Genomic DNA, 24,316 nt, shown 5'->3' on the forward strand with positions numbered 1-24,316 from the left:
ATGGGTAGCGATAGCATCCACTCAGAAAGCCAGAGGCTCCCATGACAGACCGGTCCACCCCGCGCACCACCAACGATGCCGGCATTCCCATCCAGAGCGACGAGCATTCGCTGACTATCGGCCGAGACGGCCCGATCGTCCTCAACGATCATTACCTGATCGAGCAGATGGCCAACTTCAATCGCGAGAGGATCCCGGAACGCCAGCCCCACGCCAAGGGCAGCGGCGCTTTCGGCCACTTCGAGACCACCGGGGATGTCACCGCCTACACCAAGGCAAAGTTGTTCCAGCCGGGTGCCAAGGTCGACACCGCCATCCGATTCTCCACGGTCGCGGGTGAGAGCGGTAGCCCCGACACCTGGCGCGATCCGCGCGGCTTCTCGGTCAAGTTCTACACCGAAGAGGGCAACTTCGACATGGTCGGCAACAACACGCCGATCTTCTTCATCCGCGACCCGATGAAATTCCAGCACTTCATCCGCTCGCAGAAGCGCCGCGCCGACAATGGCCTGCGCGATCACGACATGCAGTGGGACTTCTGGACGCTCTCGCCTGAAAGCGCGCATCAGGTGACCTACCTGATGGGCGATCGCGGCATCCCCAAGACCTGGCGCGAGATGAACGGTTACTCCAGCCATACCTATTCGCTGGTGAACGCTAAGGGCGAAAAGTTCTGGGTCAAGTTCCACTTCAAGACCGACCTGGGCGACGGCAACGCCTACTTCAGCCAGACCGACGCCGATACGATGGCGGGCAAGGACGGCGACTTCCACCGCCGCGACCTGTTCAACGCCATCGATCAGGGCGACCATCCCAGTTGGACGCTCTTCTGGCAGGTGATGCCTTACGAGGACGCCAAGACCTACCGCATCAATCCGTTCGACCTCACCAAGATCTGGCCCCATGCCGACTATCCCCTGATCGAGGTCGGCACGCTGACGCTGACGCGCAATCCCACCGACTTCCACAGCGAAATCGAACAGCTTGCCTTCGAGCCGAACAACATGGTGCCCGGCGTCGGCCTCTCGCCCGACAAGATGCTGCTGGCGCGCGGCTTCTCCTATGCCGACGCCCACCGGGCCAGGCTTGGGGTCAACTACAAGCAGATCCCGGTCAATCGGCCGGTCGCGCCGGTGCACGGCTATTCGACGGCTGGCGCGATGCGGATCGAGAAGGCGACAGATCCCGTCTATGCCCCCAACAGCTACGGCGGCCCGGCAGCCGAGCGCGATCCTTACGAAGCGGGCATCTGGCAGGCCGATGGCGAGATGGTGCGCGAGGCCTACACCCTTCGCGCCGACGACGATGACTGGAGCCAGGCCGGAACGCTGGTGCGCGAAGTGATGGACGACGCCGCGCGAGGGCGCCTCGTCGAGAACGTGGTTAGCCACCTGTGCGACGGCGTCAGCGAGAAGGTGCTGCAGCGCGCCTTCGAATACTGGCGCAACATCGACGCGGAGACCGGCGGGAAGGTCGAGGAGGGCGTCCGCAGCAAAATCGGCGGAGCGTCGAAGGCCGCGGGCATGGGGTCGGCCAGGTCGATCCGGGACGCGAACCCCTCAAACTGACGTACCATCCAGTGAGCCGCACCGGATGCGGCTCACTGGATGGTGTCGCCGGTGTGACGACACGAGGAGGTTCTCGCGTCCAAGGCGGCGGGACGCTTTCACCACCCCACGATATGGCTCGGCGGGCGGACCCGGCAACGGGGTCTTCTCGAATCCGATGTCCGGATGGGGATTGTCCATTACCCAACGAGTACGCCGAATAAATGCGGCAGCATGGTCACCGGGGTTTGAGGTGGACTTCGGTCGAGGCGACCACCGGCAATTCCTTGGCGCAGGTGCGAAGGATCCGCGCGCGGTGCACGTTCCAGGATGTGCTGATCGCCGCAAGCAGATGGGGTGGAAAGCGGTTTGCTAGCTTCCCGGCATCAAAAATTGCCAAGGCTGTCGTCTTTCTCTGCAAATGCGAACGCCGGTGCGATCCGCTTTGTTCCTGCCTCGAAGGCCGGTCGGCGCGCTGGAACTGCAGCCTGTCGCGGCGACGACACGCGCCAGCCTGCGGGGCGTCTTTAGTCGAAACGCGGGCCGGATGCAGTCACTTCAATCAGGAGAGCAAAGGAGACTGACCATGCCCAGAAATGATCCTGCCATGAAGCCCGGGGACAAAGATCCCGAAGGTGTACGCTCGCTGGAAGAGGAGCGCCTCAACCCTGGTCCGAACGCGGGAGCGACCGGGGGCGCCGGAATGGACCCGGACCGCCGCGGGAAGGGGGACGCCGATGATGCGTCCTACCGGCGGAATGGCGTGCAAAGCGGCCTTCAGCGCGACCTTGAGCATGGGCAAGAGCATTAGGCCGCACCTTGCGGGAATTGCCAGAGAGCCTCCCGGGCGCCTGCAGATGATAAAAGGAGGGGAGCCATCAGGCTCCCCTCCATCCCCTGGCATTTTTCCGCCGTCAGGATGTCGTGGTCGGCCGCGTGGCTGCTGACGAAGGTGTAGTCGGAATGCCATCAACGGCTGACTGGTCGTGCCGCACAGTGGACCCGGTCACGCGAAGATTGTTCTGGACGTGGCTGACGCCCCACACGTTCTCCGCGAGATCTTCAGCGCGGCGCTTGTCCTGCCGTATGGACACCGTGCCGTCGAGTGTCACTTCGGCCTCCTTCACCACAACCCGGACATGGCTTGCATCGAGCCGCCAGTCCTGGGTCAAGGCATCATTGACATCCTCGCGAATTCGCTCGTCCGAGCGGGTATAATCTGAAGGGCCGCGTCCCCGGTGATCCATGTCACGGCGGCGCGACGCGTCCTTGTCGCCGAACCAGCTGGCCACCTCGTCGCCGGCCCTTTCCAGGAACCCGCGCTTTTCGCCTTCGGCACGCCATGCGCCGTAGTCGTCATCGTGGTGCCGACGGGACCAGCTGCCTGGTCCCCAACTCGGTCGATAGCTGTTGCTGGGGTGCGCCCCTCCACTCAACGCGCCGCGATCTGCCGAGAAATCGCGGCCGCCGTAATCCTCGCTGGTGAAGCTGGAATAGTCGTTGCCCCCACTCGCATCGAAATCATGCACTGGATAGTCGTTTCTGCGCGGAGAGGATCCCCGCCGGATGTTTTCATCCCGGCCATACCCGTAACGCCCTTCAAGACGCGGGTCGCGTCCGAAAGTGCCGCGCGGTGCCTCTTCATAACGGGAACTCCCCGGATCGCCTTCGTAGCGACCGCCTTCGTAGCGACTGTCGAGATTGCGGGCGCGGCCTTCCCCCCGACGCGGCACATAGGCGCCTCGAGATCCTTCCGTGGTATCGTCCATTCCGCCGGCCTGCCGACTGCCCTCGTCCTGCCACTGATTGGCCTGGCGCGGCATGTCCCAGGAACTGTCCTGATTGCGATAGCCACCTGCCTGGCGATTTTCGGGATTGCGTTCATCGCGATTCATCGATGCTCTCCTTCACTTCAATCCGGCGCGCGATTGCCTTCGCGCTGCATGAAGACCAAACACGCAAGGCGCAGGTATCGATCCACTGCCGGACGACTTCATTGTGGCATCCGTCGCATTGGCTCCTCGCATCGTCGGTGCCCGCGGCGGACCTCGGCCTCGGGCAGAAGCTCTCATTCCGGGCATGCGTGCCGGTCGGCCGATTTTCTACGGTCGAAGATTGCTGGCAGCGGCGAATTCAGCGCCATTTTTTCGGATCACATCTTCGGGCGATCACCTGCAAACCGAAGGAAGACATAGCCTGCAAGACCAGCCACTGCCGACGCAGCCAACGTCCCGAGCGATGCCTGCTCGACCAGTCTACTGTCCGCGAATGCAAGGTCGGCTATGAACAGGGATATCGTGAAACCGATACCGGCAAGGCTGCTCATTGCGAGAACCATGCGCCATGTCACGCCGCTCGGCAGACGGGCAATTCCGGTCCGGGTTCCAAGCCACGAAGCAAACAGAAAGCCGATCGGTTTGCCAAGAACCAGAGCGGCGACGACCGCCGGGGCGAGGGGCGATGCCACTGCGCCGGCAAGAGCATCAGGGGTGATTGCCACATGGACATTGCTCAGTACAAACAGCGGCAGGACGAAATAGCTGACCCAGGGGGTCAGGACCCCGACGAGACGATCGCCGGTGACTTCTGTAGCCGCCGTCATCTCGTCGAGGTATCCAAGGTGGGCCTCAACCTCATGATGGGCAGCGCGGTCTGTGCGATCGTCGCCATCGGCCTGGCGCAGCTGCCGGTAGGCATCCTGGAAATCATCGACCTTGCGTTGCACTCCGCGTGAAAAGGCATCCTTGTCCAGCCTCGGGCGGACCGGTGCGACAAAACCGATGACGACGCCGGCAATCGTGGCATGAATGCCGGATGCGAATATCCCGCCCCAGGTTGCTATCGACAGCAACACGTAAGGGAAGGAGGAAAACCAGCGCAGCTTGCGCAGCAGCAGCATGACGCCGAACGATACTGCCGCCACGACGAGGCCGACGATTTCGATGTGCCGGGTATAGGCGCCGGCGATGACCAGCAGTCCGCCGACGTCGTCTATGGCGGCAAACGCCAGCAGAAGGGCACGAAGACCGGCTGGGAACCGGTCGGAGAAGATTGCCAGCAGGGCGAGGCCAAATGCGGTGTCGGTGACGACGACCGTTCCCCATCCCGCCGCTTCCGGGCCTTGTCCGGCAATGACCAGGAAGAGTCCCACCGGCACCACCATGCCGCCGATTGCCCCCAGCAGCGGAAAAGCGGCCGAACGCCAGCGCGAGAGTTCGCCCGTGACGACCTCGCGTTTCATGTCCGTGCCGATGATGACGAAGAACAGAGGCAGGAGCGCGTGGTCGATCCACGCTGCCAGGGAGTGAGAGAGGGAATGCGAGCCCAGACTGATCTCCAGCGAAAGGCCCCAGAAATCCTCCCAGCCTGACGCGAGAGGTGAACTGCTCAGGACAAGGGCGACGAACGTTGCCAGCAGCATCGGCCCGCCGGAAATCTCGTTGCCGGCGAAAAGCGGCGCCACCCTCTTCAAGAAGGCCCGCGAGATCGGTGATGTGCCAGCGCGGGCATGTTCGCGCCCGGCGATGCGCGGCCTTATCGCCATGAGGGATTCTGGCGATACGCCGGGCAGGCTGGCAACGACGCGCGTTCCGATCGGGTGAAATGCAGGTCGGGACGCTGGCAATTCTTTCTGGGCATGCAGGAGCCAACCAGCGGAGGGGCCGAGCGTTCCAGCGCAGGCTCGCAGCGGGCTTCGTGAAGCGCGCCCCCGGTTTCGACCTGTAACCGCTCTCAGTTCTCGTTCGGTGACAGCGCGGCGCTGGTGTCTGCCATCGTTGCCCCGCGTGAGCCGATTGGCAGTTCCGGGCCTGTGGTCGTGTCTCGGGCGGTCTGTCGTTCCGTCTCGGCATTGACCAAACCGCCAAGCAGCACTGCATAGGCCGAGACATAAAGCCACATCAGCAGCACGACCACGGCGCCCAGCGAACCGTAAGTGGTGTCGTAATTGCCCAGCGACGAGGCATAGAGACCAAAGCCGACGGTGGCGACCAGCCATAGCGCCGTCGCCATCAGGGACCCGGTGGTCAGCCACTGCCAGCGCGCATCGGCGCGGTCTGGCGCAAAGCGGTACATCCCGCCGATGGCGATGCTGCACAGGCCCGCGGCGACGACCCAGGTCGCTGCCTGGATCAACGGGGCGCCGATCGGGCCGAGATCGGCGATGAGGTTGCCCGCGAGGCTGAGCATCGAGGCCGCAACCAGCCCGACGATGCCGACCACGACCGCCGATGCGGCAAGTGCGAGGGCAAGAATGGTGCCGCGCGCGAACGAGCGGTGATCCTGCTGCTCGAATACGATGTTCAGCGATCCGATCATGGCGCCCGATGCTCTTGAAGCGCCGTAGATCGAGATGAGGAGCGCAACCGCAAGGCCAAGCCCCTTCTTGTCGGCCGCCGCCAGGGTGAGGCTCGTGAGCTGGTCGTAGATGAGGTGGGCGGCGTCGGCAGGAACGAGGTCGATGATCGTCGCCATGTGCTTGGCGACCGTGGCCGGATCCGCGATCAGCCCATAGGTCATCACGACTGCACCAAGCAGTGGCACGAATGACAGGAACGCATAGAAAGCGACCGCCGCGGAAAGCAGATTGAGATTGTGCCGGCCGCTGTTTGTCCAGACACGCCTCGCGATATCCTTCCATGCCGCGGCGCCGTACTGCGCCGGCGTCTTCGCATCGGCTCCGTGCTGGTCGGAGATGGATGTGTCAGCTGTGTTCATTGGCCCCTCATGCTGCAGTCGGGAGATGTAACGTCGCGCGTTCGCAAAGAGTTCGCCGGTTTGTCGCAATCCCGGGAAAACGCCGCGCAAACGCCGGGAACTGTTTCGCGTCTGTTGCTGTCGGCGAACAGGCACCTTCCGTTTCTGCGAGTCGTTCGCGCGGAACCCATGGACCGCCGACAGCCTTAAGAGTGAAACCCCCCATCACAGGAGATCACCATGGCGACCCAGACCCAGGACCGAAGCGCCTTTCTCACCGACGTCCAGACCCTTCGTGAACGCGCGCGCAAGTCGCTCGGGGACGGCGCGGTGATGCCCAGCTATCAGGGCGACGTCGACAAGACGATCGAACTTCTGCAGACAGTGGTCGCGACCGAGATCGTCTGCACGCTGCGCTACCAGATGCACGCGATCGCCGCGGACGGCATCACGTCCAAGAGCGTCGCTGCGGAATTCGAGGAGCATGCCAAGAGCGAACATGGTCACGCGCTGATGGCGGCCAACCGCATCGACCAGCTGGGCGGCGTTCCCGACTTCGATCCCAAGGACCTCGCCACCCGTTCGGCCACCGAATACGGCGAGCCGGGAAATCTGATCGAGATGATCAAGCAGGACCTGATCGCCGAGCGCCTCGTCATCGAGCATTATCAGGAACTGATCCGCTACTTCGGCGACAACGACCCGACGACGCGCATCATGCTCGAGCACATTCTCGCGGACGAGGAAGAGCATGCGGCCGACATGCACGACCTGCTCGTGGCCCATGAAGGTCGCCCCTTCCTGGAGGCTTGAGCATCATGGCGGATACCAAGCCGGATTTTGCCGCAGGCATCGCGAGCAGCGACCTTAAGCCGGACATGATCCTTGCGGGCGAGTTCGACGGCAAGCCCGTCGTCCTCGTCCGGCAAGGCGACAGGGTGCGCGCTCTCTCGGGCGAATGCACGCATCTGGGAGCCGGGCTGGAACAGGGCATCATTGCGGCAGGAGAGCTTCGGTGCCCATGGCACCACGCGCGCTTCTCGGTGGAAACCGGCGAGGCGGTGGGCGCGCCTGCGATCGAGCCGCTTTCGTGTTTTGCGGTGACCGAAGAGGGCGGAGTGATCCGCGTCACCGGCAGGGCCGATGCGAATACGCAGGCGAGCCTGAAAGCTATGCCGGATCAGCGCCGCATCGTCATCGTGGGTGGCGGAGCGGCAGGTCATGCCTGCGCCGACGTTCTCGAGCGGGCCGGGCAGGGGGACCGCGTGCTGATCCTCAGTGCCGATGCCGACGTCCCGTACGATCGCACGTTCTGCTCCAAGCAGTATCTTGCCGGAAAGAAGGAGCGTGACGAATGCATGCTCCCTTCCGGTGCCGGGCAGGGGGCTGCCTCGGTGGAAGTGCGTACCGGAACTGAGGTGACGGCCATCGACACCTGGGCGAGGACCCTGTCCACGGCCGATGGGCAGAGCGTGCCCTACGAGACGCTCATCCTCGCGACAGGGGCTGAGCCGATCGTCCCTGCCATCGACGGCTTCGATCGCGACACCGTCCATGTTCTTCGTACGCTTGCCGATGCCGACGCTCTCATCGAGGCCGCGGAGAAGGCGAAGAGCGTGGCGGTCATGGGGGCCAGTTTCATCGGCCTTGAAGTCGCCGCGTCGCTGCGCCAGCGCAAGCTTCCCGTGACCGTCATTGCGAAGGACGATGTTCCGCTTGCCGGAGTGCTCGGCGAGGAGGTCGGGCGCTTCGTTCGGGGCCTGCATGAAGACAAGGGCGTTGCGTTCCGACTTGGGAGAACGATCGAAAGCTATGATGGCAAGGCCTTAACCCTTGACGATGGATCGACGGTCGATGCCGACCTCTTGGTCATCGGTGCCGGCGTGAAGCCGCGCGTCGAACTTGCCGAAGCTGCCGGGATCGCGCTCGCCACCAAGGAGGAAGGTGGTGGGATCAGGGTCGATGCCACGCTTGCGACTTCCGCTGACGGCGTCTTCGCGATCGGTGACATTGCCTCCTATCCCGATCCGCGACTGGGCCACCCGATCCGAGTCGAGCATTGGGTCCATGCGCAGAGGCAGGGCCAGTACCTTGCGCGGCGGCTGCTGGGCAAGGTCGAGGAAGGGTTCGGAGACACCCCGTTCTTCTGGTCCGGGCATTACGATACCAGCCTTCGCTATGTCGGCCATGCCGCTTCGGCCAAGGATCGCCGGATCGAGGGCGATGTCGATGAAGGCGCGTTCGCTGTCTTCTTCCGGGAGGACGGCAAGGAGCAGGCACTGCTTACCTGTCAGCGCGATGTCGAAGCTCTGGAGGTGGAAGCCAGATGGGACATGCCGGCATCCGCCTGAAGACTTAGGGTGAAGGCGCGAAGCGCTGCAGCCAATTCGCAATGCAATCGAAGAGCCGGGCGGTCGCACGTGTGTGGCCGCCCGTTTGCATGAATGCGTGGATCATGCCGGCGAAGTGATCGTGGCGTACCGGGACCCCGGCGCTGGCCAGCAGGTGGCCATAAGCGTCGCCCTCGTCGCAAAGGGGATCCGCCCCGCATGTCACCAGCAGAGTTGAAGGCAGACCCGCCGGATCGGCAAGGACCGGCGAGACAATCGGATCGTGACGATCGCTTTCGCGTGACAGGTACAGGTCGATCTGCCGTTCGAGATCCTCGAGCGCGATGATGTGGCCGTTCTCGCGCGTGCGTGAGGGATAGTCGGCATCGCGCCTCAGATCGGTATTGGGATAGAGCAGGATCTGCCCCGCGATGGCGGGGCTCCCGGTCTCCCGGACGGCATCGCGGCCGCGCATCGCCAGGGCGTTCGCGAGCGTCCCGCCGATGCTGTCACCCGAGATGACGATGGTGGACGCATCGATGTTCAAGGTGTCCGCCTGATCGCGCAAATGGCCGAGCGCGCGCCAGCCGTCCTCGAGCTGCGCCGGGAACCTGTGCTCGGGCGCTCGCCGGTAGAGCGGCGCGGCGACCAGCCAGCCGGTGCGGCTGGCCAGCATCCGCAAGGCGGCGTCGTGGCCATCGACGGACCCGGCGATGGCGCCGCCCCCGTGCATGTGCAGCAGCAGCGGCAAGCGACCAGGGTGCGGACGATACAGCCGGATCGCAAGCGCGGGCGTTGACGTCCGGGGCACGACGACATGCGATACCGAATGAAGTTCCATCGGCGGAGCGTCGAGGCCCGCGAGGAGCCGCGTCTGGTAGCGGAAATTCTCCAGCCAGCGTGCATCGTCCGGCGTCCCTTCGGCCGCAGGCGCGAGCCGCGCGAGATAGTCCAGCACGTCACGGGCTTCGGCGTCCATCCTGCATCCTTGCTTGCGGTGAATGGTGAGGCAAGTCGTGGGCAGACGATGCGGTTCCAGGGAACTTCGCCGTGCCGACAGCCCTTTAGTCACAAACATCTCAGACATCCGACGAAGAGGAAGATCGATACGATGAAGCTCGATATCGAAGGGCGCATTGCGCTGATCACCGGCGCGGACAGCGGCATCGGCAAGGAGACGGCGCGGCGCCTGCTGGCCGAAGGCGTTCGGGTCGCGATCAGCGACCAGCCTGGCGGCAATCTGCAGGAAACCTTGGCCGAACTCGAACCGCTGGGCGAGGTGATCGCCGTGGAGGCCGATGTCACCGATCGGAACAGCATTACCGAACTCTACGCGAAGGTGCGCACCGCGCTCGGTGATCCCGATATCCTCGTCAATGCCGCCGGTGTGACCGGTGCGACTGGCGATTTCATCGATGTCGATGACGACGGCTGGCTCGAAACGCTCAACATCAATCTCATGGGCGCAGTACGCATGGCGCGGGAGGCCATTCCGGCGATGCGCGCGGCAAAGTGGGGGCGGGTGGTGCTGATCGGCTCGGAAGACGGCGTGCAGCCTTATGTCGACGAGCTGGCCTATTGCGCGTCAAAGGCCGGTATCATCAATCTCGCGAAGGGCCTGTCCAAGGCCTACGGCTGCGACAACGTTCTGGTGAACACCGTTTCGCCCGCATTCATCGAAACGCCGATGACCGACAAGATGATGGAAAAGCGGGCAAAGGAAAAGGGTGTCGACGTCGACGAGGCGATCCGCAGCTTCCTCGACGAAGAGCGCCCCGGGATGGTGCTCAAGCGGCGCGGCAAGCCCGAAGAGGTCGCCGACATGATCGTCTTTTTGTGCTCCGAGCGCGCCAGCTTCGTCAACGGCAGCAACATGCGGGTCGATTCCGGCTCGGTCATGACCATCTGAGGAGGAGGGCACCATGAGCATTGCATCCGCACTCGGATTTGGCGGCAGGAAAATCCGCTACGCCATCGTCGGCCTTGGCGACATCTCGCAGGAAGCGTTGATGCCGGGCGTCAAGCACACCGGCAATTCCGAGATCACCGCGCTCGTCTCCTCGGACCGCGAGAAGCTGGGCGCGCTGGGCGAACGTTACGGCGTGCAGCATCGCTACTCATACGAGGAATTTTCGCAGCTTCTGGCATCCGGCGAGATAGACGCCGTCTATCTCGGCACGCCCAACTGGCGCCATGCCGAATTCGCTATCCCGGCGCTCGAGGCGGGCATCCATGTCCTGAGCGAAAAGCCGCTGGAGGTCAGCGCCGACAAGTGCCGCGCGATGATCGCGGCGGCCGAGCGCGGCAATGCCCTGCTGATGACCGCTTATCGCCTCCATTTCGAGCCCGCCAATCTCGATGCGGTCCGCCGGATTAGGGCGGGCGAGCTGGGCGAACTCGTCGCGTTCACGTCCTGCTTCGGGCAGATGGTCGATCCCGCCAACCACCGCAGCCGTTCCGGTATCGAGGCAGGGCCGCTCTTCGACATGGCGCCCTATCCGATCAACGCGATCCGCTTCCTGTTCGGCGCCGAGCCATTGGAAGTCGTCTCGGCGATCGCGGTGCGCCACGAGGAAGCGGGGCTTGGCAAACTTGACGACACGATCGCGGTTACCCTCAGGATGCCCGGCAACCGACTGGCGCAGTTCACCGTCAGCTACTTCACCGACCAGATCGACAATCTGACCATTTCCGGGACCAAGGGCTCGATCCACATGGATTCGGCTTTCGGCTACGGGGAGGGTCTCGAGCAGTTCCGCAAGAATTCCGGCAGCCGCGAACACGAGGTCTACCAGGCGACCGATCAGTTCGGCGGCGAACTGAAGTACTTTTCCGACTGCATCCTGAAGGGCCGCAGCGTAGAGCCCGATGGCGAGGAGGGGCTTGCCGACCTGCTGGTGATCGAGGCGATCGCCGCTGCCCTGAAGCTTGGCGGGGCGGTCAAGATCGAGCCGCTGGAGCGCCAGCGCCGCATTGATCCCGATGAGCAGGAACAGCGCCTGAAACTGGTCGATATTCCGGAGCCGGTGAAGGCCGCGAAACCCGCCTTCAGCTGAGGCGAACCTTCAAAACAAGAAAAAGGCCCCTGCGGTGTTCGCAGGGGCCTTTTTCGTTACTGCGCACCGGGGCGATCAGGCGATGCCTGCACCTCCGGTCACGCCGTAGACTTCGCCTGAAATGTAGCTGCCTTCCTGGCCGGCGAGCAGCACGTAGACCGGCGCGATCTCGACCGGCTGTCCCGGGCGCCCGAATGCGCTCTGGGTTCCGAACTTCTGCACCGCCTCGTCAGGCTGTCCGCCCGAGGATTGCAGCGCCGTCCAGAACGGCCCCGGCGCAACGACGTTCGCACGGATGCCCTTCTCGATCAGCTGTTTCGCCAAGGCTTTGGTATAGGCGACGATGCCGGCCTTGGTCGTCGCATAATCGAGCAGGATGGCCGACGGCTCGTAAGCCTGTACCGATGCCGTGGTGATGACCGAGGCGCCCGCGCTCAGGTGCGGGACTGCCGCCTGGGCAATCCAGTGAAGGGCGTAGAGATTGGTTTTCATGGTCTCGTCGAAGTCTTTCGACGTGACCTTCGAAATGTCCTCGCGGCTCTGCTGGTGGCCGGCGTTGATCACCAGAATGTCGAGGCCGCCAAGCCCGGCTATCGCCTGATCGACCAGCGTGCGGCACCATGCTTCGTCGGTGACGTCCCCGGGCAGATCGACGGCGGTGCGCCCTTCGGCTTCGATCAGCTTGACGACTTCCGCCGCATCCGCTGCCTCGCTCGGCAGATAGGAAATCGCGACGTCGGCGCCTTCGCGCGCATAAGCGATCGCGGCGGCACGGCCGATGCCGCTATCGGCGCCGGTGATGAGCGCCTTGCGGCCGGCCAGCTTGCCAGAGCCCTTGTAGCTGGTCTCCCCGTGATCGGGGACCGGCTCCATCCTGCGGGCAAGGCCGGGGACGGGCTGGGGCTGGGACGGGAAGGGCGGCTTGGGATACTGCTCGCGGGGGTCCTGCATCGACAGGCGATCGGTCATGAGATGCTCCTGATGGGGTTCAGGAAAAGCAGCGTCTCAGTCCGGCCGTGGTTCCTCCGCCAGCACCGATTGCGCCATGATATGGGCCAGATGGGTAAGGCCCTGCGGCAGGTTGCCGAGGAATTCTTCGGTCTTCGGGTCGACCATTTCGGGGTAGATGCCCACCCCCCGGTCCAGCGCGTCGACAAGCGCGGTCAGCCGGGCGCGGGCACCTGCCCAGTCGCCCAGCGACGCCCGCGCCTCCGCCATCCAGAACGAGCAGGCCAGGAAGCAACCTTCCTCCTGATCCATGCCGCTGTAGCGGTAATGGAACGGCCCGGCGCCAAGTTCGCGGTCGATCGCATCCAGCGTGGCCGCAAGGCGTTCGCGGCCGTCGAAACCGAACCGCACCGCAAGGGCGATCGAGGCATCCAGCCGATCGGTGCCGGGATGCATCACGAACGCCTGCTTGTCCTGCGACCAGCAATTCTCCTCGATCCAGGCGGCGACACGGTCGCGTTCGCGGCACCAGCGTTCACGGCAGGTGGTGGGCAATTGCCCACCATCGGCAAGCTCCACCGCGCGGGCCAGCGCCTGCCAGCAGCTGATCTTGGACATCGTGTAGTGCTCGTACACGGGCAGTTCCCATATCCCGGCATCGGGCATGCGCCAGCGGTCGGCGCATTCGTCGGCAAGATGGGACAGCAGTTCGGCGCTCGCGCTGTCGAGGATGTTGCCGCTGCCCACGAAGCAGGACGCCGTCTCGAAGATGTCGCCGTAGACGCCGTGCTGGGACTGGTCGTTCGCCTGGTTGCCGGTTACGACCGGGCGCGAGCCGCGATAGCCCGGCATCGCCCATTCCCGGACCGGAGGCACCGGATCGCCGCCCAGCGTGTAACAGACCCTGAAGCCGACTTTGGCAAGGCGGTCCAGCAGCCAGGAGAAGGCCGCCTTGGCCTCCGCCTGTGCCCCGGCGGCCAGGAAGGCCTTGATCGTGTAGCCGGCGTCACGCACCCAGGCATAACGATAGTCGTAGTTCTTGGAGCCGCCGATCCGTTCCGGCAAGGAGGTCGTCGGCGCGGCGGCGATGGCGCCTGAGGGCGAATAGAGAAGGAGCTTGAGCGCCAGCGCCGAGCGCACGAACGCCGCGCGCGGTTCGCCCTGACATGTGATAGTCCTTGCCCAGGTCCGCCACTCCTGATCCGAGGTCTCGATACGCGCGTCGATCTCTGCGATCGAGGGGACCACCAGCGGCTCGTCCTGCCCGGCGATGAGCGCCAGTACCTCGCGCCCGCCCGCCTTCACTTCGACCGCGCCGGTGACGCCCTCGTCGGCCCAGTGGCACTCCACGCCGCCGCTGTGCAGGAATAGTCCCAGCACCCGTTCGACATGAAACACCGTGTGATCGCCGATGGTCGAGTGATAAGGGTTCACGGTGTCACCGCGACGCCCCGGTCGCATGGTCACGCAAAAACGCATCCGCCCTTCGAGCCCTTCGAGCCGGCGGGCCATCTCGGCCCAGGGCAGGCGGCCCGCGCTGCCGCTGTTCATCGATTCCACCAGACGGGCGCGGCCGGTCTCGGTGGTGAACGTGGTCTCCAGCACGTTGCTGTCGCTGCGGTAGCAGCGCTCTACGGTAAATGGCGCGTCGGGCGTCATCGCGAAGCATCCGCCATTCACCGGATCGAGCAGGCGGTCGAACAGCGGCGGCGAGTCCATGTTAGGTGCGCACCACCAGTCGACCGACCCGTCGGCGCCGGACAGCGCAATCGATCGGCCTTCGCCGATGGCGCCGTAGTCTTCAAGGGCAAGTTGGCCTTCGGATCGCTCGCCGATGCGGCGTCTGCCCATCATGCCGCCGCCGTTCCGCCGTGCCGCACGAGCGTATCCGCCTGCTCCCGCTGCTTCTGTCGGGCCGAGGCATATGTGGCCACCAGCGCGGTGCCGACCAAAGCCAGCGCGTCTTCGGCGAAGGCCACCGGGCGGTCGCGGCCAAGCGCGCGGGCAAGCGTCATGCGCACGCGGTAACTGACGTAGGCACCGGCGATCGCACCCGCCGCACCCACGCCTGCGGCCAGCCAGGCCTTGCCCGGCTGCGCGGCGGCGGCACCGGACAGCGCGCCTCCGACAGCCCGGCCCGCAAGTCCGGCAGGGGCGATCCGGGCGGGAATGCCCGGCTGCTTGTCCATGACGTATTCGCCGGCCGCGGCGGCGCCGAACAGGAGGCCGGTCCACCGCGAGTTGAGCAGTGCCAGCGGCGTCCCCTCAAGCCCAAGACCGCTGCTGGCGGCGGCGATGGTGATCGCGGCGGGCGGCGTGAAAGTCCGCTGGCCGCCGGCTAGACCCAGCAGCAGCGGCACGCAGACATCGTCGATGGCCATGGCCTGGTCGTCCGACGTCTGCCGGCCGATGGCCTGCCCGGCGGTGGCGGCAGGACGACGGCTGGCGATCCGATCGCGCAGCAGCTTGCGCACCTGTTCTGTGACCAGCCCGAAGACCAGATGCGACGCGTAGCCATAAAGGTGCGTGCGCAGCGTGTAGCGCCAGGGCGGCCTGGCGAGCCCGGCGAGGGGTACGGCGATCTGGTCTATCAGGGTTGCGCAGACGAGCCCGAAACCCAGCCCTTGCCAGCGCGTCACGCCGGGGCGCCTTTCTGCCCAGGCGCCGTACAGTGCGCCGGTCGCCGTGCCCACCAGGTAATGCACTGCCGTGCCTGCCGTGCGCCTGTCGTCCTCTGCCAGTCCCCGGCCGGTCATGACCAGGGCGACATGATCGGCGGCCTGCTCGGTGGCAGGCGGACCGTCTCCGCTTTGCGGGCGGAACAGCGGGGTGACCAGCGACTGGAATCCGTTCATAACCGCTGCTGCCGCGAAGCCTGCGACAGCGCCTGCGGCGGCGCCTTGCTCCAGATCGACGATGGTGTTCACGGTATGCGCGGAGCGGTCAGGAACCGAAGGGATGGACATGTCTTGCTTGTGCTCCGGGCTCGGGAGGAACTTGCGTCGGCAGTTGTCTGCTCAGCTGATCGGCCTTTTCCAACGCGCCGTGTCGCGGCGATGTTCCACCGATCTTCCGATCCACGCAGCATCGCCCTGCCGTGCACCGGCATGCCGGAACGTTTCCGCTGATCGGCAGTTACCCGGCTGCGATGCGTCCATTGGTTTCGCGCACGCGGGGGACCAGACTAATGAGCAACGCGCATCACGGCCCGCTCGTGTCGCCGATCGGCCCGTTCATTCAGGACGCGCCTGATGGGCTCTCTGACATAGACCTGCTGCACCAGATCAGCGTCGCGCTCATCAACGAGCAGGATCGCTTCGAGCTCTATGGCAAGATCGTCGATGCCGCCGTTACCATCACGGGGTCGCAGTTCGGAACGATGCAATTGCTGTGCCCGAGCGATGACGCTTCGGGCCATGGCGGGGAACTGCAGCTTCTGGCGCAGCGCGGCCTTCCGCCCGAGGCGGTCGGTTTCTGGCAGTGGGTGAACCCCGCCGCCTACAGCAGCTGCACCCTGGCGCTGAAATTCGGCCAGCGCGCGATCGTGCCCGACTTCGAGGAGTGGGACGACATCAGCGGGACGCCCGATCTCCAGGCATTCCGCGATGCCGGCATCCGGTCGGCGCAGACCACCCCTCTGCTGTCGCGCAGCGGCAAGCTGCTGGGAATGATCTCCACCCACTGGAGCAAGCCGCACGAGCCTTCGGAGCGCGACCTGCGCATGCTCGACATCGTAGCCCGTCAGGCGGCCGACATTCTGGAGCGCACAATCGCCGAGGAGGCGCTGCGCCATCTCAACGAGACCCTGGAAATGCGGGTGGAGGAACGGTCCCGCGAACTGATGGCCTCGGAGGATCAGGTCCGACAGTTGCAGAAGATGGAGGCGATCGGACAACTGACCGGCGGTGTGGCGCACGATTTCAACAACCTGCTGACCATCATCCGTTCATCCGCGGAACTTCTCGCCCGCCGCGAACTGCCTCGCGACAAGCAGAAGAAATACATCGACGCGATAGCGGAAACGGCGGATCGCGCCGCGAAGCTCACCAGCCAGCTTCTGGCCTTTGCCCGGCGGCAGGCGCTGAAGCCCGAAGTCTTCAACGCGGCCGCGAAAGTGGGCAGTGTTGCGGACATGCTGCGCACCGTGGTGGGATCGCGGGTGGACCTCGTCGTCGATCCGATCTGCGGTTCCTGTTTCGTGGAAGTCGATGCCAGCCAGTTCGAAACCGCGCTCGTCAACATGGCGGTGAATGCCCGCGATGCCATGAACGGCGAAGGGTGCATCACCATAGCCATCGAGGCGGCGGGTTCGGTGCCCGCACGGCGCGGGCATGCCGCTGCCAAGGGCGATTTCGTGAAGGTATCGGTTGCGGACAGCGGCACCGGTATGCCGCCAGAGCAACTCGATCATATCTTCGAGCCGTTCTTCACAACGAAGGAAGTCGGCAAGGGCACCGGGCTTGGTCTCAGCCAGGTCTATGGTTTCACCAAGCAGTCCGGCGGCGAGATCGATGTGGACAGTCGCCTCGGTGAAGGTACGACGTTCAGCCTCTACCTGCCGCGCGCCACGGCGCCGAATGCGGCTATAGCCGTTTCGGCCCCCGACGAAGTCGCGGCGAGCGAAGCCGGTATCCTCGTCGTGGAGGATAACGACCAGGTCGGAGAATTCGCGGTCCAGCTCCTGAGCGATCTTGGCTTCAGCACGCGCCGCGCTGCCAATGCCCGCGACGCGATCGCGATACTCGAGCGCGACCATGGCGAAATCGACATCGTCTTTTCCGACGTTGTCATGCCGGGAATGGACGGGGTCGAACTCGGCAAGCAGATCCGCTCCCGCTGGCCCGGCCTGAAGGTCGTCCTGACAAGCGGATACAGCCACGTTCTGGCCGGCGACACCCGGCATGGTTTCGCGCTGCTGCACAAGCCCTATTCGGTCGACGAGCTCTCACGCATCCTGCGCGATGCTCGGCAGGGCGGCATGGCATGACGAAGAATCCCTGATCTCTCTCTCTCTCTCTCTCTCTCTCTGCGCAATATGCGAGGTCTTTGCGCGCCCGCGACCCCGTATCAAGGTACCGTTTTGAGCGGTGGAATAAAAAATCACCGATCCTCGGTGCCTTGCTCGCTCTCACGAACCAAGGTTGGTTTGATGCGTTCTGGGAACTGAGGCGTCTGGCGTATTAGCCGATCGATGACAGCATGCAGGCCCGAAGTCTCGGCGGGCATGAGGAAAATCCGTGTCCGACAGAAATCGCGAACGACGCTACCGTGACATAATTGAAAGCGCCGTCGACTTCGCGATCATCGCGACCGACACCGATGGCGTGATCACCGATTGGAACACGGGCGCCGAGAAAGTGCTGGGGTGGTCGGCGCACGAGATCTGCGGGCAGACGCTGGACCGGTTTTTCACACCGGAGGATCGAGCAGCGGATCGCCCCGCGATCGAGATGAAGCTTGCGCTGGCTGACGGTCGGGCCGCTGACGAACGCTGGCACATGCGCAAGGACGGCAGCCGCTTCTGGGCCAGCGGCGAGATGATGCCATTGACTGACGATGACGGCGCGCACTTGGGTTTCATAAAGATCCTGCGCGATCGCACGGAGCAGCAAGACGCAGCGGCAGCTCACCTTGCTGACGCGGAATTCCTGCGCAGTGTCCTGGCGTCCTCGGCGGACTGCATCAAGGTTCTCGACCTCGACGGCAACCTCGCCTTCATGAACGAGGGCGGCCTGAAGGTGATGGAGGTTAGCGATTTCAATGCTATCAAAGGATGTCCCTGGCCGCAGTTCTGGGAGCGCGAAGGCAACATCCATGCGGTAGCAGCGCTTGAAAGCGCACGCGCTGGAAAACCGGCGCGTTTTCGCGGTGAGGCCGCGACCATGAAAGGCACGGCCAAGTCGTGGGACGTGCAGGTCACGCCAATTCTCGGGAAAGACGGGACGACCGCACGAATCCTCTCGGTCTCGCGCGATGTCACCGAAACCGAGCAGATCGATGCTGCGGCAAGGCGCCTTGTCACGCTTGTCGAACAGTCGGCAGATTTCATCGGAGAGGCGGCTCTTGACGGATCAGTCTCACAGATCAATCCCGCCGGAATGGCCATGGTCGGTCTATTCGACCCGGCTGCGGTCAAAGCAACTAGGATTGCGGAGTACTTCACGCCGGCAGTACGCAAGGCATTCGAGTCCGTCGCGGTGCCCGCGATTCGGAGTGCGGGCAGCTGGGAGGGAGACCTCGCTTTTCGCCATTTCCAGACCGGCGAAGCCATTCCCATATTCGCGAATATTTTCCCTCTGCGCGACGCGAGCGGGGCGATCACCAGCTACGGCGCGGTGGCGCGCGATCAGCGCGAGCGGCAGCGGGCCGACCGCTTCCGCTACGCGCTTGCCGATATCGGCGATCACCTGCGCGAGGTGGACGACCTGATCGCGATGCAGGTTTCGGTATGCGCGAGGATCGGCGAGGCGCTCGGTGCCGACCGGGTCGGCTTCGGAGCCGTCGCCGAAGATAGGGAAACCTTCACGGTCCCGGGGGATTGGACCGCTCCGGAATGCCCCACTTTGGCAGGCACGTACTCGATCGACGATTACGGTCTTTATGCCGATGACTTGCGGGCGGGCTCCACCGTGGTCATTGATGACATCCGCAAGGATCTCCGCACTTCCGGTAATCCAGACCCGCTGGCCGCGGTCTCGGTCGGCTCGCTCGTCAACCATCCCGTGATGGAACACGGGCAGATCGCCGCTATCCTCTACGTCAATGACCGGGATCCGCGAGAATGGCGGGGTGACGAAGTCGCTTTCGTGCGTGAAGCCGCCGACCGCTTGCGCCAGGCCAGCGAGCGGCGCCGCGCGGAAATCGAGCTGCGTGCACTGAACGCGCGTCTGGAATCCGAGGTCGAGGCGCGCACGGCCGACCGCAACAGGCTCTGGGCGATGTCAGCCGATCTCATGCTGATCGCAACGCTTGAGGGCACGATCAATGCTGTGAATCCCGCCTGGGAGCGCGTGCTGGGATGGAGCGACGATGCCCTGATCGGTACGAGCCTGTTCGACCTTATCCATCCCGATGACCTGACCCATACGATCGAAGGCGCGGCTGACATTGGTGCCGGACGAAGCCTGACCCGCTTCGAGAATCGATATCGCACCAGTAGCGGAGACTATCGGCATATCAGCTGGACTGCCGGCCCAGCCGACGGCCTCATCGTGGCTGTCGGCCGCGATACGACATCGGAAAAAGAAAAGGCCGAGGCTTTGGCCGCAGCCGAAGAACAGCTTCGTCAAAGCCAGAAAATAGAGGCCGTCGGGCAGCTTACCGGCGGCCTGGCGCACGACTTCAACAACCTGCTCACCGGCATCACGGGAAGCCTCGAGATGATCGCGATGCGCCTCAAGCAGGGCCGCATGGGCGACGTTGAAAAGTACAGTGCGGCAGCCCAGGGCGCAGCAAAACGCGCGGCAGCGCTGACCCATCGCCTTCTGGCGTTTTCGCGCCGCCAGACCCTCGATCCCAAGCCAACGTCACCTAGGGCGCTTGTCGAAGGCATGTTGGATTTGATCCGCCGGACGGCGGGACCAGCGGTTGAAACCAGGTTCGTCAGCGAGGCTGACCTTTGGACGACACTCGTCGATTCCAACCAGCTTGAGAATGCCCTGCTCAACCTCAGCATCAATGCGCGTGACGCCATGCCGGAAGGCGGCACACTCGTCATCGAAGCCAGCAATGCGACACTGGACGCAAGACTGGCCCGGCGATACGAATTGGACGCTGGCTCCTATCTTTCAATATGTGTGTCCGACACAGGCACGGGAATGCCGGCGGACGTGGTTTCGAAAGCGTTCGATCCCTTCTTCACCACCAAACCGCTGGGTGTAGGCACCGGACTTGGCCTATCCATGATCTACGGGTTCGCCCGGCAATCGGGAGGTGCGGTTCACATTCAGTCGAAGGAGCGTGAAGGGACACGGGTGTGTATCTTCCTCCCCCGCCATCGCGGCGCTGCGGAGGCTGAAAACGAAGAGGCACAACTTAACACTGCCCCGCGTGCCGAAATCGGTGAGACCGTTCTTGTCGTCGACGACGAGCCTTCGATCCGGATGCTGGTCACCGACGTGCTTGAGGAATTGGGCTATAGAGCGATCGAGGCGGCTGATGGCGCCTCGGGCCTCCAGATCTTACAGTCGGACGCGCGGATCGACCTGCTGGTGTCCGATGTGGGTTTGCCAGGGGGCATGAACGGCCGTCAGATGGCGGATGCCGCCCGCGTGGGTCGGCCAGACCTGAAGGTGTTGTTCATTACCGGTTATGCCCAGAACGCAGCGGTGGGAGGAGAGGATCTGGATACCGGAATGCATGTCATGACCAAGCCGTTTGCGATGGAGGCATTGGCGACCCGCATCCGGACACTGATCGAGGATCGATCCCAACCCGAGCGCGGATAGGCCGCAGCACATGTCCCGCTTGCAGTTCCGCATGGAAGGAGCCACCCATGAGCCGACGATCCCCGCTCGCAATCTGTCAGGAGGAAAAATGGAGTCGATTGCGCAGGATATCGATGCCGTAGCCCGGATCGATGCTGTTCCTTCAATACTGGAAATAGCCTGCCGCATTACGGGGCTGCGTTTTGCAGCTGTCGCCCGGGTTACGGAAACGACGTGGACCGCATGCGCTGTTCGTGACGAGATAGCATTCGGTCTTCTACCCGGCGGGACACTCGAACTTGAAAGTACCATCTGTAACGAGATCCGCGAAAGCCGCATGGGCGTCATCATCGACGAAGTTTCTCAGGATGCCGTTTTCCGGGACCACCACACCCCGCGCCAATACGGTTTCGAGAGCTACATCTCGATCCCGATCGTCAGGCGCGACGGGACATTCTTCGGGACACTGTGCGCGCTCGACCCGCTGCCGGCGAAGCTGTCGGAGCCGGGTATCGTCGCGACCTTCGAGAACTTTGCGCAGCTCATCGCTCTCCAGCTCGACCTGCAACAGGAACTTGGGAGGAAGGAGACGCAGCTCGCCGATGCCGATTCCGCTGCGGAGATTCGCGAGCGGTTCATTGCCATTCTTGGACACGACCTGCGCAATCCCATCGCAGCGATTGAAGCCGGGACCCAGCTGCTTGGGAAGATGGCGCTCCCCGCTCGGGGGCCCTTCATCATCGAGCAGATGATGCAGAGTGTGAGGCGCGCGCGTCTCCTTGTCGATGACGTGCTGGACTTCGCCCGCGGCCGTATGGGAAGCGGACTGGCCCTGAATATGCAGCCAAGTGCCGCGCTTGACGTGCCGCTGCGGCAGGTGGTCGCGGAGCTGCAGATCGTCCATCCGGAACATCCGGTGGAGCTGGATATCCGTCTGGAGGAGCCGGTGACCTGCGACGTGGAGCGTATCACGCAGCTGCTTTCCAACCTCGCGGGCAACGCCTTGAAGCACGGCGCGCGAAACGAACCAGTGAGAATAGCGGCTCACAGCAATGACGGTCAGTTCATGCTGCGCGTCGCCAACAAGGGCACCGCGATCGCACCGGAACTGTTGCCGGACCTGTTCCGCCCGTTCGTTGCGACATCGGGCCCCGGAACGAAGGAAGGTCTTGGGCTGGGGCTGTTCATCGCGGCCGAGATCGCCAAAGCGCACGATGGCCGGCTCGACGTCACTTCGGACGAGAGCGAAACGGTGTTCACGCTGGTCATGCCCTGTCAGTGCTGATGAACCGTCTCTCGTTGGGTCCAGCCTCGTTCCACTCGATCTCGAATGACCGGCATGGTCGCGCCCATGGTGCTCGATGGACCAATCAACGGCGACTGGTTCGAAGCCTATGCAGCCCAGATCCTCGTCCCGGAACTGCGGCCCGGAGACGTCGTCATCATGGACAATCTGTCGAGCCACAAGCGCGCGTCGGTGCAGGTGCTCATCGAGACCGCTGGCGCGACCCTGCGCTTCCTTCCGCCCTACAGCCCAGACTTCAATCCGATCGAGAAAGCGTTCTCCCGCCTCAAAGCCATGCTGCGAAAAGCCGGCGAGCGGACCGTCTCTGGCCTGTGGGACCTCATCGGCAGGCTCGTCGATATCTTCAAGCCGGCCGAGTGCGCCAATTACTTCAGTTCTTGCGGATACGAACCGGAATGAACGGAAACCGCTCTAATATGGCGCGTGCTGCGATCAAGCTGTCCCATTGGATGTTCCCAATGGGGAAGTGGACTGTAAGCTATTTTTCAGCAGCGCCCTGCTGCTCGGCGGGCGTCGCGGCGCGATGGCCGTAGCGGAGGACGCTGGTGATCCGCCAGATGCCGTCCTGTTTCGCCCAGACCATCACGAACTTGGCGATACCCTCGCATCGTCCTGTAGCGAGTTCACAGAAGCGGTGTTCGCCTTCCTCAATCGCGCCATAATCCTTGATCGGGTAGACGCGAAACGTGGCTGGGATCAGCTCGCGCTTCACCTTTCCGCAAATGTATTTGCGCACACCATCTACCATCGCGTCACGCTCGAACGTCGCACCGCCGGTGTCGTGATAGAAGGCGACCTTGGGGTCGAAGTATCCGGAGAAGGTCGGCAGGTCGCAGCGGTTGTAGGCGTCGAATACCCTGGCATCGAGGGCGCCGATCTCCGTCGTTAACTGATCGGCCGGAGGCGGCACGGGCGCCGCGAGCAGCGCTGTGGCAACGGCGATGGCGGTCATCATGCTCATGCTCCTGTCAGTTCATCTGGCCGCGGAGGAAGGCTATCAGTCTCGGATCGCTGCCGGTGCGTTCGAGAATGGGCAGGATGACCCGCCATCCGTTGTCACTGTTGGTCAGGATGACGATCCCGTCACCGCTCGCGCGATTGATCGCGGCGAAGGTGAAAGCCCCGGCATCCTTGCCGGTGTGGAGCATGGTCGTCTCGCCAGGAAAGCCGAGAAGCTGCCAGCCCAGCCCGAAACCGGTCCAAGGTGGACAGGTGGTTGCCTTCGCTCCGGCGCATATGTCGGGCGTCAGGTCGGCCTGCGATCGGTTGCGCTCTGCCGCGATGGAAGCGGTAATGCCCCGATCATTGCGGACCTCGATTAGGAAGCGCGCATAATCGCGCGCCGTTGCATGGGCCAGATCGGCAGCATTGAAGCGCGTTACCGGCTCGACGTGCAGCAGCTTGCCCGTTTCGTCATAGGGCACTGCGAGTGGTTGGGTCGCTCGTTGAGCGGATACATAGCCGGATGCGCGCATATGGGCCGGGGCGAACAGCCACCGCTCTGCAAGCGCCTCGAACGACTGCCCGGTGCGACGCTCTGCGTAGCGCGCCGCATACTGATACCCTTCGCCCGAATAGCCCGTGGTTGTGCCGGGATCATGATCGAACGCCAGCCCCTTCGCATCGCGCCAGTTCGGCAACCCGGTGCGATGGCTCAACGCCATGCGGACCGTCAGCCTCGTCCGCCGGGAATCGGACGACAGATCGGGGTCGCTCCAGTAGCGATCTATCGGCTCATCGACCGACAGCTTGCCGACCGATGCCAAACGCAAGATGACTTCTGCCGTCAGCGGCTTCGTCAGCGATGCAAGGTTGTATGGTGTGGCGATGGTCGCCGCTCGGCTTGGGCCAGCCATGCCCCACGCGTCCGTCGAGACGATTCGCCCGTGGCGGATCAGTGCGACCGACGCGCTCTCCACGCGCTGTTCGCGGAGGGTTGTGGTCATATCCGGCAACAACGCATTGGTTCTGGCTTCTGCCATCGACGCACAAGCCAGAACCGCAATAA

General features: G+C 63.9%; 17 protein-coding genes and 1 pseudogene. 9 read left to right on the forward strand and 9 right to left on the reverse strand.

What is annotated here, in order from left to right:
* Positions 1 to 41 precede the first annotated feature (41 nt).
* Positions 42 to 1,568, forward strand: a complete 1,527-nt coding sequence (locus tag QRN25_RS08775; protein ID WP_285018797.1) for a catalase — start codon at positions 42 to 44, stop codon at positions 1,566 to 1,568.
* Positions 1,569 to 2,461: 893 nt separating this feature from the next.
* On the opposite strand, the gene QRN25_RS08780 is transcribed toward QRN25_RS08775, so the two are convergent.
* From QRN25_RS08780 to QRN25_RS08790, 3 genes are all read right to left on the reverse strand, one after another.
* Entirely contained in the window at positions 2,462 to 3,442 is a 981-nt protein-coding gene (locus QRN25_RS08780) for a BON domain-containing protein (protein WP_285018799.1), read from the reverse strand.
* Positions 3,443 to 3,699: 257 nt separating this feature from the next.
* A complete protein-coding gene (gene nhaA, locus QRN25_RS08785; protein WP_285018801.1) occupies positions 3,700 to 5,091 on the reverse strand; it encodes a Na+/H+ antiporter NhaA in 1,392 nt (463 codons plus the stop codon).
* Between the two features lie 188 nt (positions 5,092 to 5,279).
* Positions 5,280 to 6,263 carry a YihY/virulence factor BrkB family protein gene (locus QRN25_RS08790; protein ID WP_285018803.1) on the reverse strand — a complete coding sequence of 328 codons (984 nt, stop codon included), beginning with the start codon at positions 6,261 to 6,263 and terminating at the stop codon, positions 5,280 to 5,282.
* 219 nt (positions 6,264 to 6,482) lie between these two features.
* Here QRN25_RS08790 and QRN25_RS08795 point away from each other — a divergent pair, with 219 nt between their 5' ends.
* Together QRN25_RS08795 and QRN25_RS08800 are read left to right on the forward strand one after the other, a co-directional pair.
* On the forward strand, positions 6,483 to 7,055 hold the full coding sequence (locus tag QRN25_RS08795) for a ferritin-like domain-containing protein (RefSeq protein ID WP_285018805.1): 573 nt from the start codon (positions 6,483 to 6,485) through the stop codon (positions 7,053 to 7,055).
* A 5-nt stretch (positions 7,056 to 7,060) separates the two neighbouring features.
* Positions 7,061 to 8,593: an FAD-dependent oxidoreductase gene (locus QRN25_RS08800; RefSeq protein WP_285018808.1), complete on the forward strand. Its 1,533-nt coding sequence runs from the start codon at positions 7,061 to 7,063 to the stop codon at positions 8,591 to 8,593.
* A 4-nt stretch (positions 8,594 to 8,597) separates the two neighbouring features.
* Here QRN25_RS08800 and QRN25_RS08805 read toward each other — a convergent pair whose 3' ends face one another.
* Positions 8,598 to 9,551: an alpha/beta hydrolase gene (locus QRN25_RS08805; protein WP_285018811.1), complete on the reverse strand. Its 954-nt coding sequence runs from the start codon at positions 9,549 to 9,551 to the stop codon at positions 8,598 to 8,600.
* Positions 9,552 to 9,683: 132 nt separating this feature from the next.
* On the opposite strand from QRN25_RS08805, the gene QRN25_RS08810 reads away from it, so the two are divergent.
* Entirely contained in the window at positions 9,684 to 10,481 is a 798-nt protein-coding gene (locus QRN25_RS08810) for an SDR family NAD(P)-dependent oxidoreductase (protein WP_285018813.1), read from the forward strand.
* A gap of 13 nt (positions 10,482 to 10,494) precedes the next feature.
* A complete protein-coding gene (locus QRN25_RS08815; protein ID WP_285018815.1) occupies positions 10,495 to 11,628 on the forward strand; it encodes a Gfo/Idh/MocA family protein in 1,134 nt (377 codons plus the stop codon).
* Positions 11,629 to 11,703: 75 nt separating this feature from the next.
* Here the strand turns inward: QRN25_RS08815 and QRN25_RS08820 are convergent, their stop codons facing one another.
* Genes QRN25_RS08820 through QRN25_RS08830 form a run of 3 tightly spaced genes read right to left on the reverse strand, consistent with a single transcriptional unit; the run spans position 11,704 to position 15,542 of the window.
* Positions 11,704 to 12,597: an SDR family oxidoreductase gene (locus QRN25_RS08820; RefSeq protein ID WP_285018818.1), complete on the reverse strand. Its 894-nt coding sequence runs from the start codon at positions 12,595 to 12,597 to the stop codon at positions 11,704 to 11,706.
* A gap of 36 nt (positions 12,598 to 12,633) precedes the next feature.
* Complete coding sequence (locus tag QRN25_RS08825; protein WP_285018821.1) at positions 12,634 to 14,430, reverse strand: glycoside hydrolase family 15 protein; 1,797 nt, start codon at positions 14,428 to 14,430, stop codon at positions 12,634 to 12,636.
* Positions 14,427 to 15,542 (reverse strand): DUF1440 domain-containing protein, encoded by a 1,116-nt coding sequence (locus QRN25_RS08830; protein ID WP_285018823.1) that lies wholly within the window; start codon positions 15,540 to 15,542, stop codon positions 14,427 to 14,429. The genes QRN25_RS08825 and QRN25_RS08830 overlap by 4 nt, the downstream gene beginning before the upstream one ends.
* A gap of 221 nt (positions 15,543 to 15,763) precedes the next feature.
* Between QRN25_RS08830 and QRN25_RS08835 the strand changes: the two genes are divergently transcribed.
* The 4 genes and pseudogenes from QRN25_RS08835 to QRN25_RS08850 form a co-directional block, all read left to right on the forward strand.
* A complete protein-coding gene (locus QRN25_RS08835; RefSeq protein WP_285018826.1) occupies positions 15,764 to 17,563 on the forward strand; it encodes an ATP-binding protein in 1,800 nt (599 codons plus the stop codon).
* A 250-nt stretch (positions 17,564 to 17,813) separates the two neighbouring features.
* Positions 17,814 to 21,023, forward strand: a complete 3,210-nt coding sequence (locus QRN25_RS08840; protein ID WP_285018829.1) for a PAS domain S-box protein — start codon at positions 17,814 to 17,816, stop codon at positions 21,021 to 21,023.
* 10 nt (positions 21,024 to 21,033) lie between these two features.
* Positions 21,034 to 22,287 (forward strand): GAF domain-containing sensor histidine kinase, encoded by a 1,254-nt coding sequence (locus QRN25_RS08845; protein WP_285018832.1) that lies wholly within the window; start codon positions 21,034 to 21,036, stop codon positions 22,285 to 22,287.
* A 42-nt stretch (positions 22,288 to 22,329) separates the two neighbouring features.
* Positions 22,330 to 22,707, forward strand: a pseudogene (locus QRN25_RS08850) (transposase); the annotation flags it as partial.
* Between the two features lie 79 nt (positions 22,708 to 22,786).
* Here QRN25_RS08850 and QRN25_RS08855 read toward each other — a convergent pair.
* Positions 22,787 to 23,263, reverse strand: coding sequence for a nuclear transport factor 2 family protein (locus QRN25_RS08855; protein ID WP_285018834.1), 477 nt, complete (start codon positions 23,261 to 23,263; stop codon positions 22,787 to 22,789).
* Positions 23,264 to 23,276: 13 nt separating this feature from the next.
* Positions 23,277 to 24,290, reverse strand: a complete 1,014-nt coding sequence (locus tag QRN25_RS08860) for a serine hydrolase domain-containing protein (protein ID WP_285018836.1) — start codon at positions 24,288 to 24,290, stop codon at positions 23,277 to 23,279.
* Positions 24,291 to 24,316: the final 26 nt, after the last annotated feature.

The sequence above is a fragment of the Novosphingobium sp. fls2-241-R2A-195 genome (assembly GCF_030209485.1).
GTDB lineage: Bacteria > Pseudomonadota > Alphaproteobacteria > Sphingomonadales > Sphingomonadaceae > Novosphingobium > Novosphingobium resinovorum.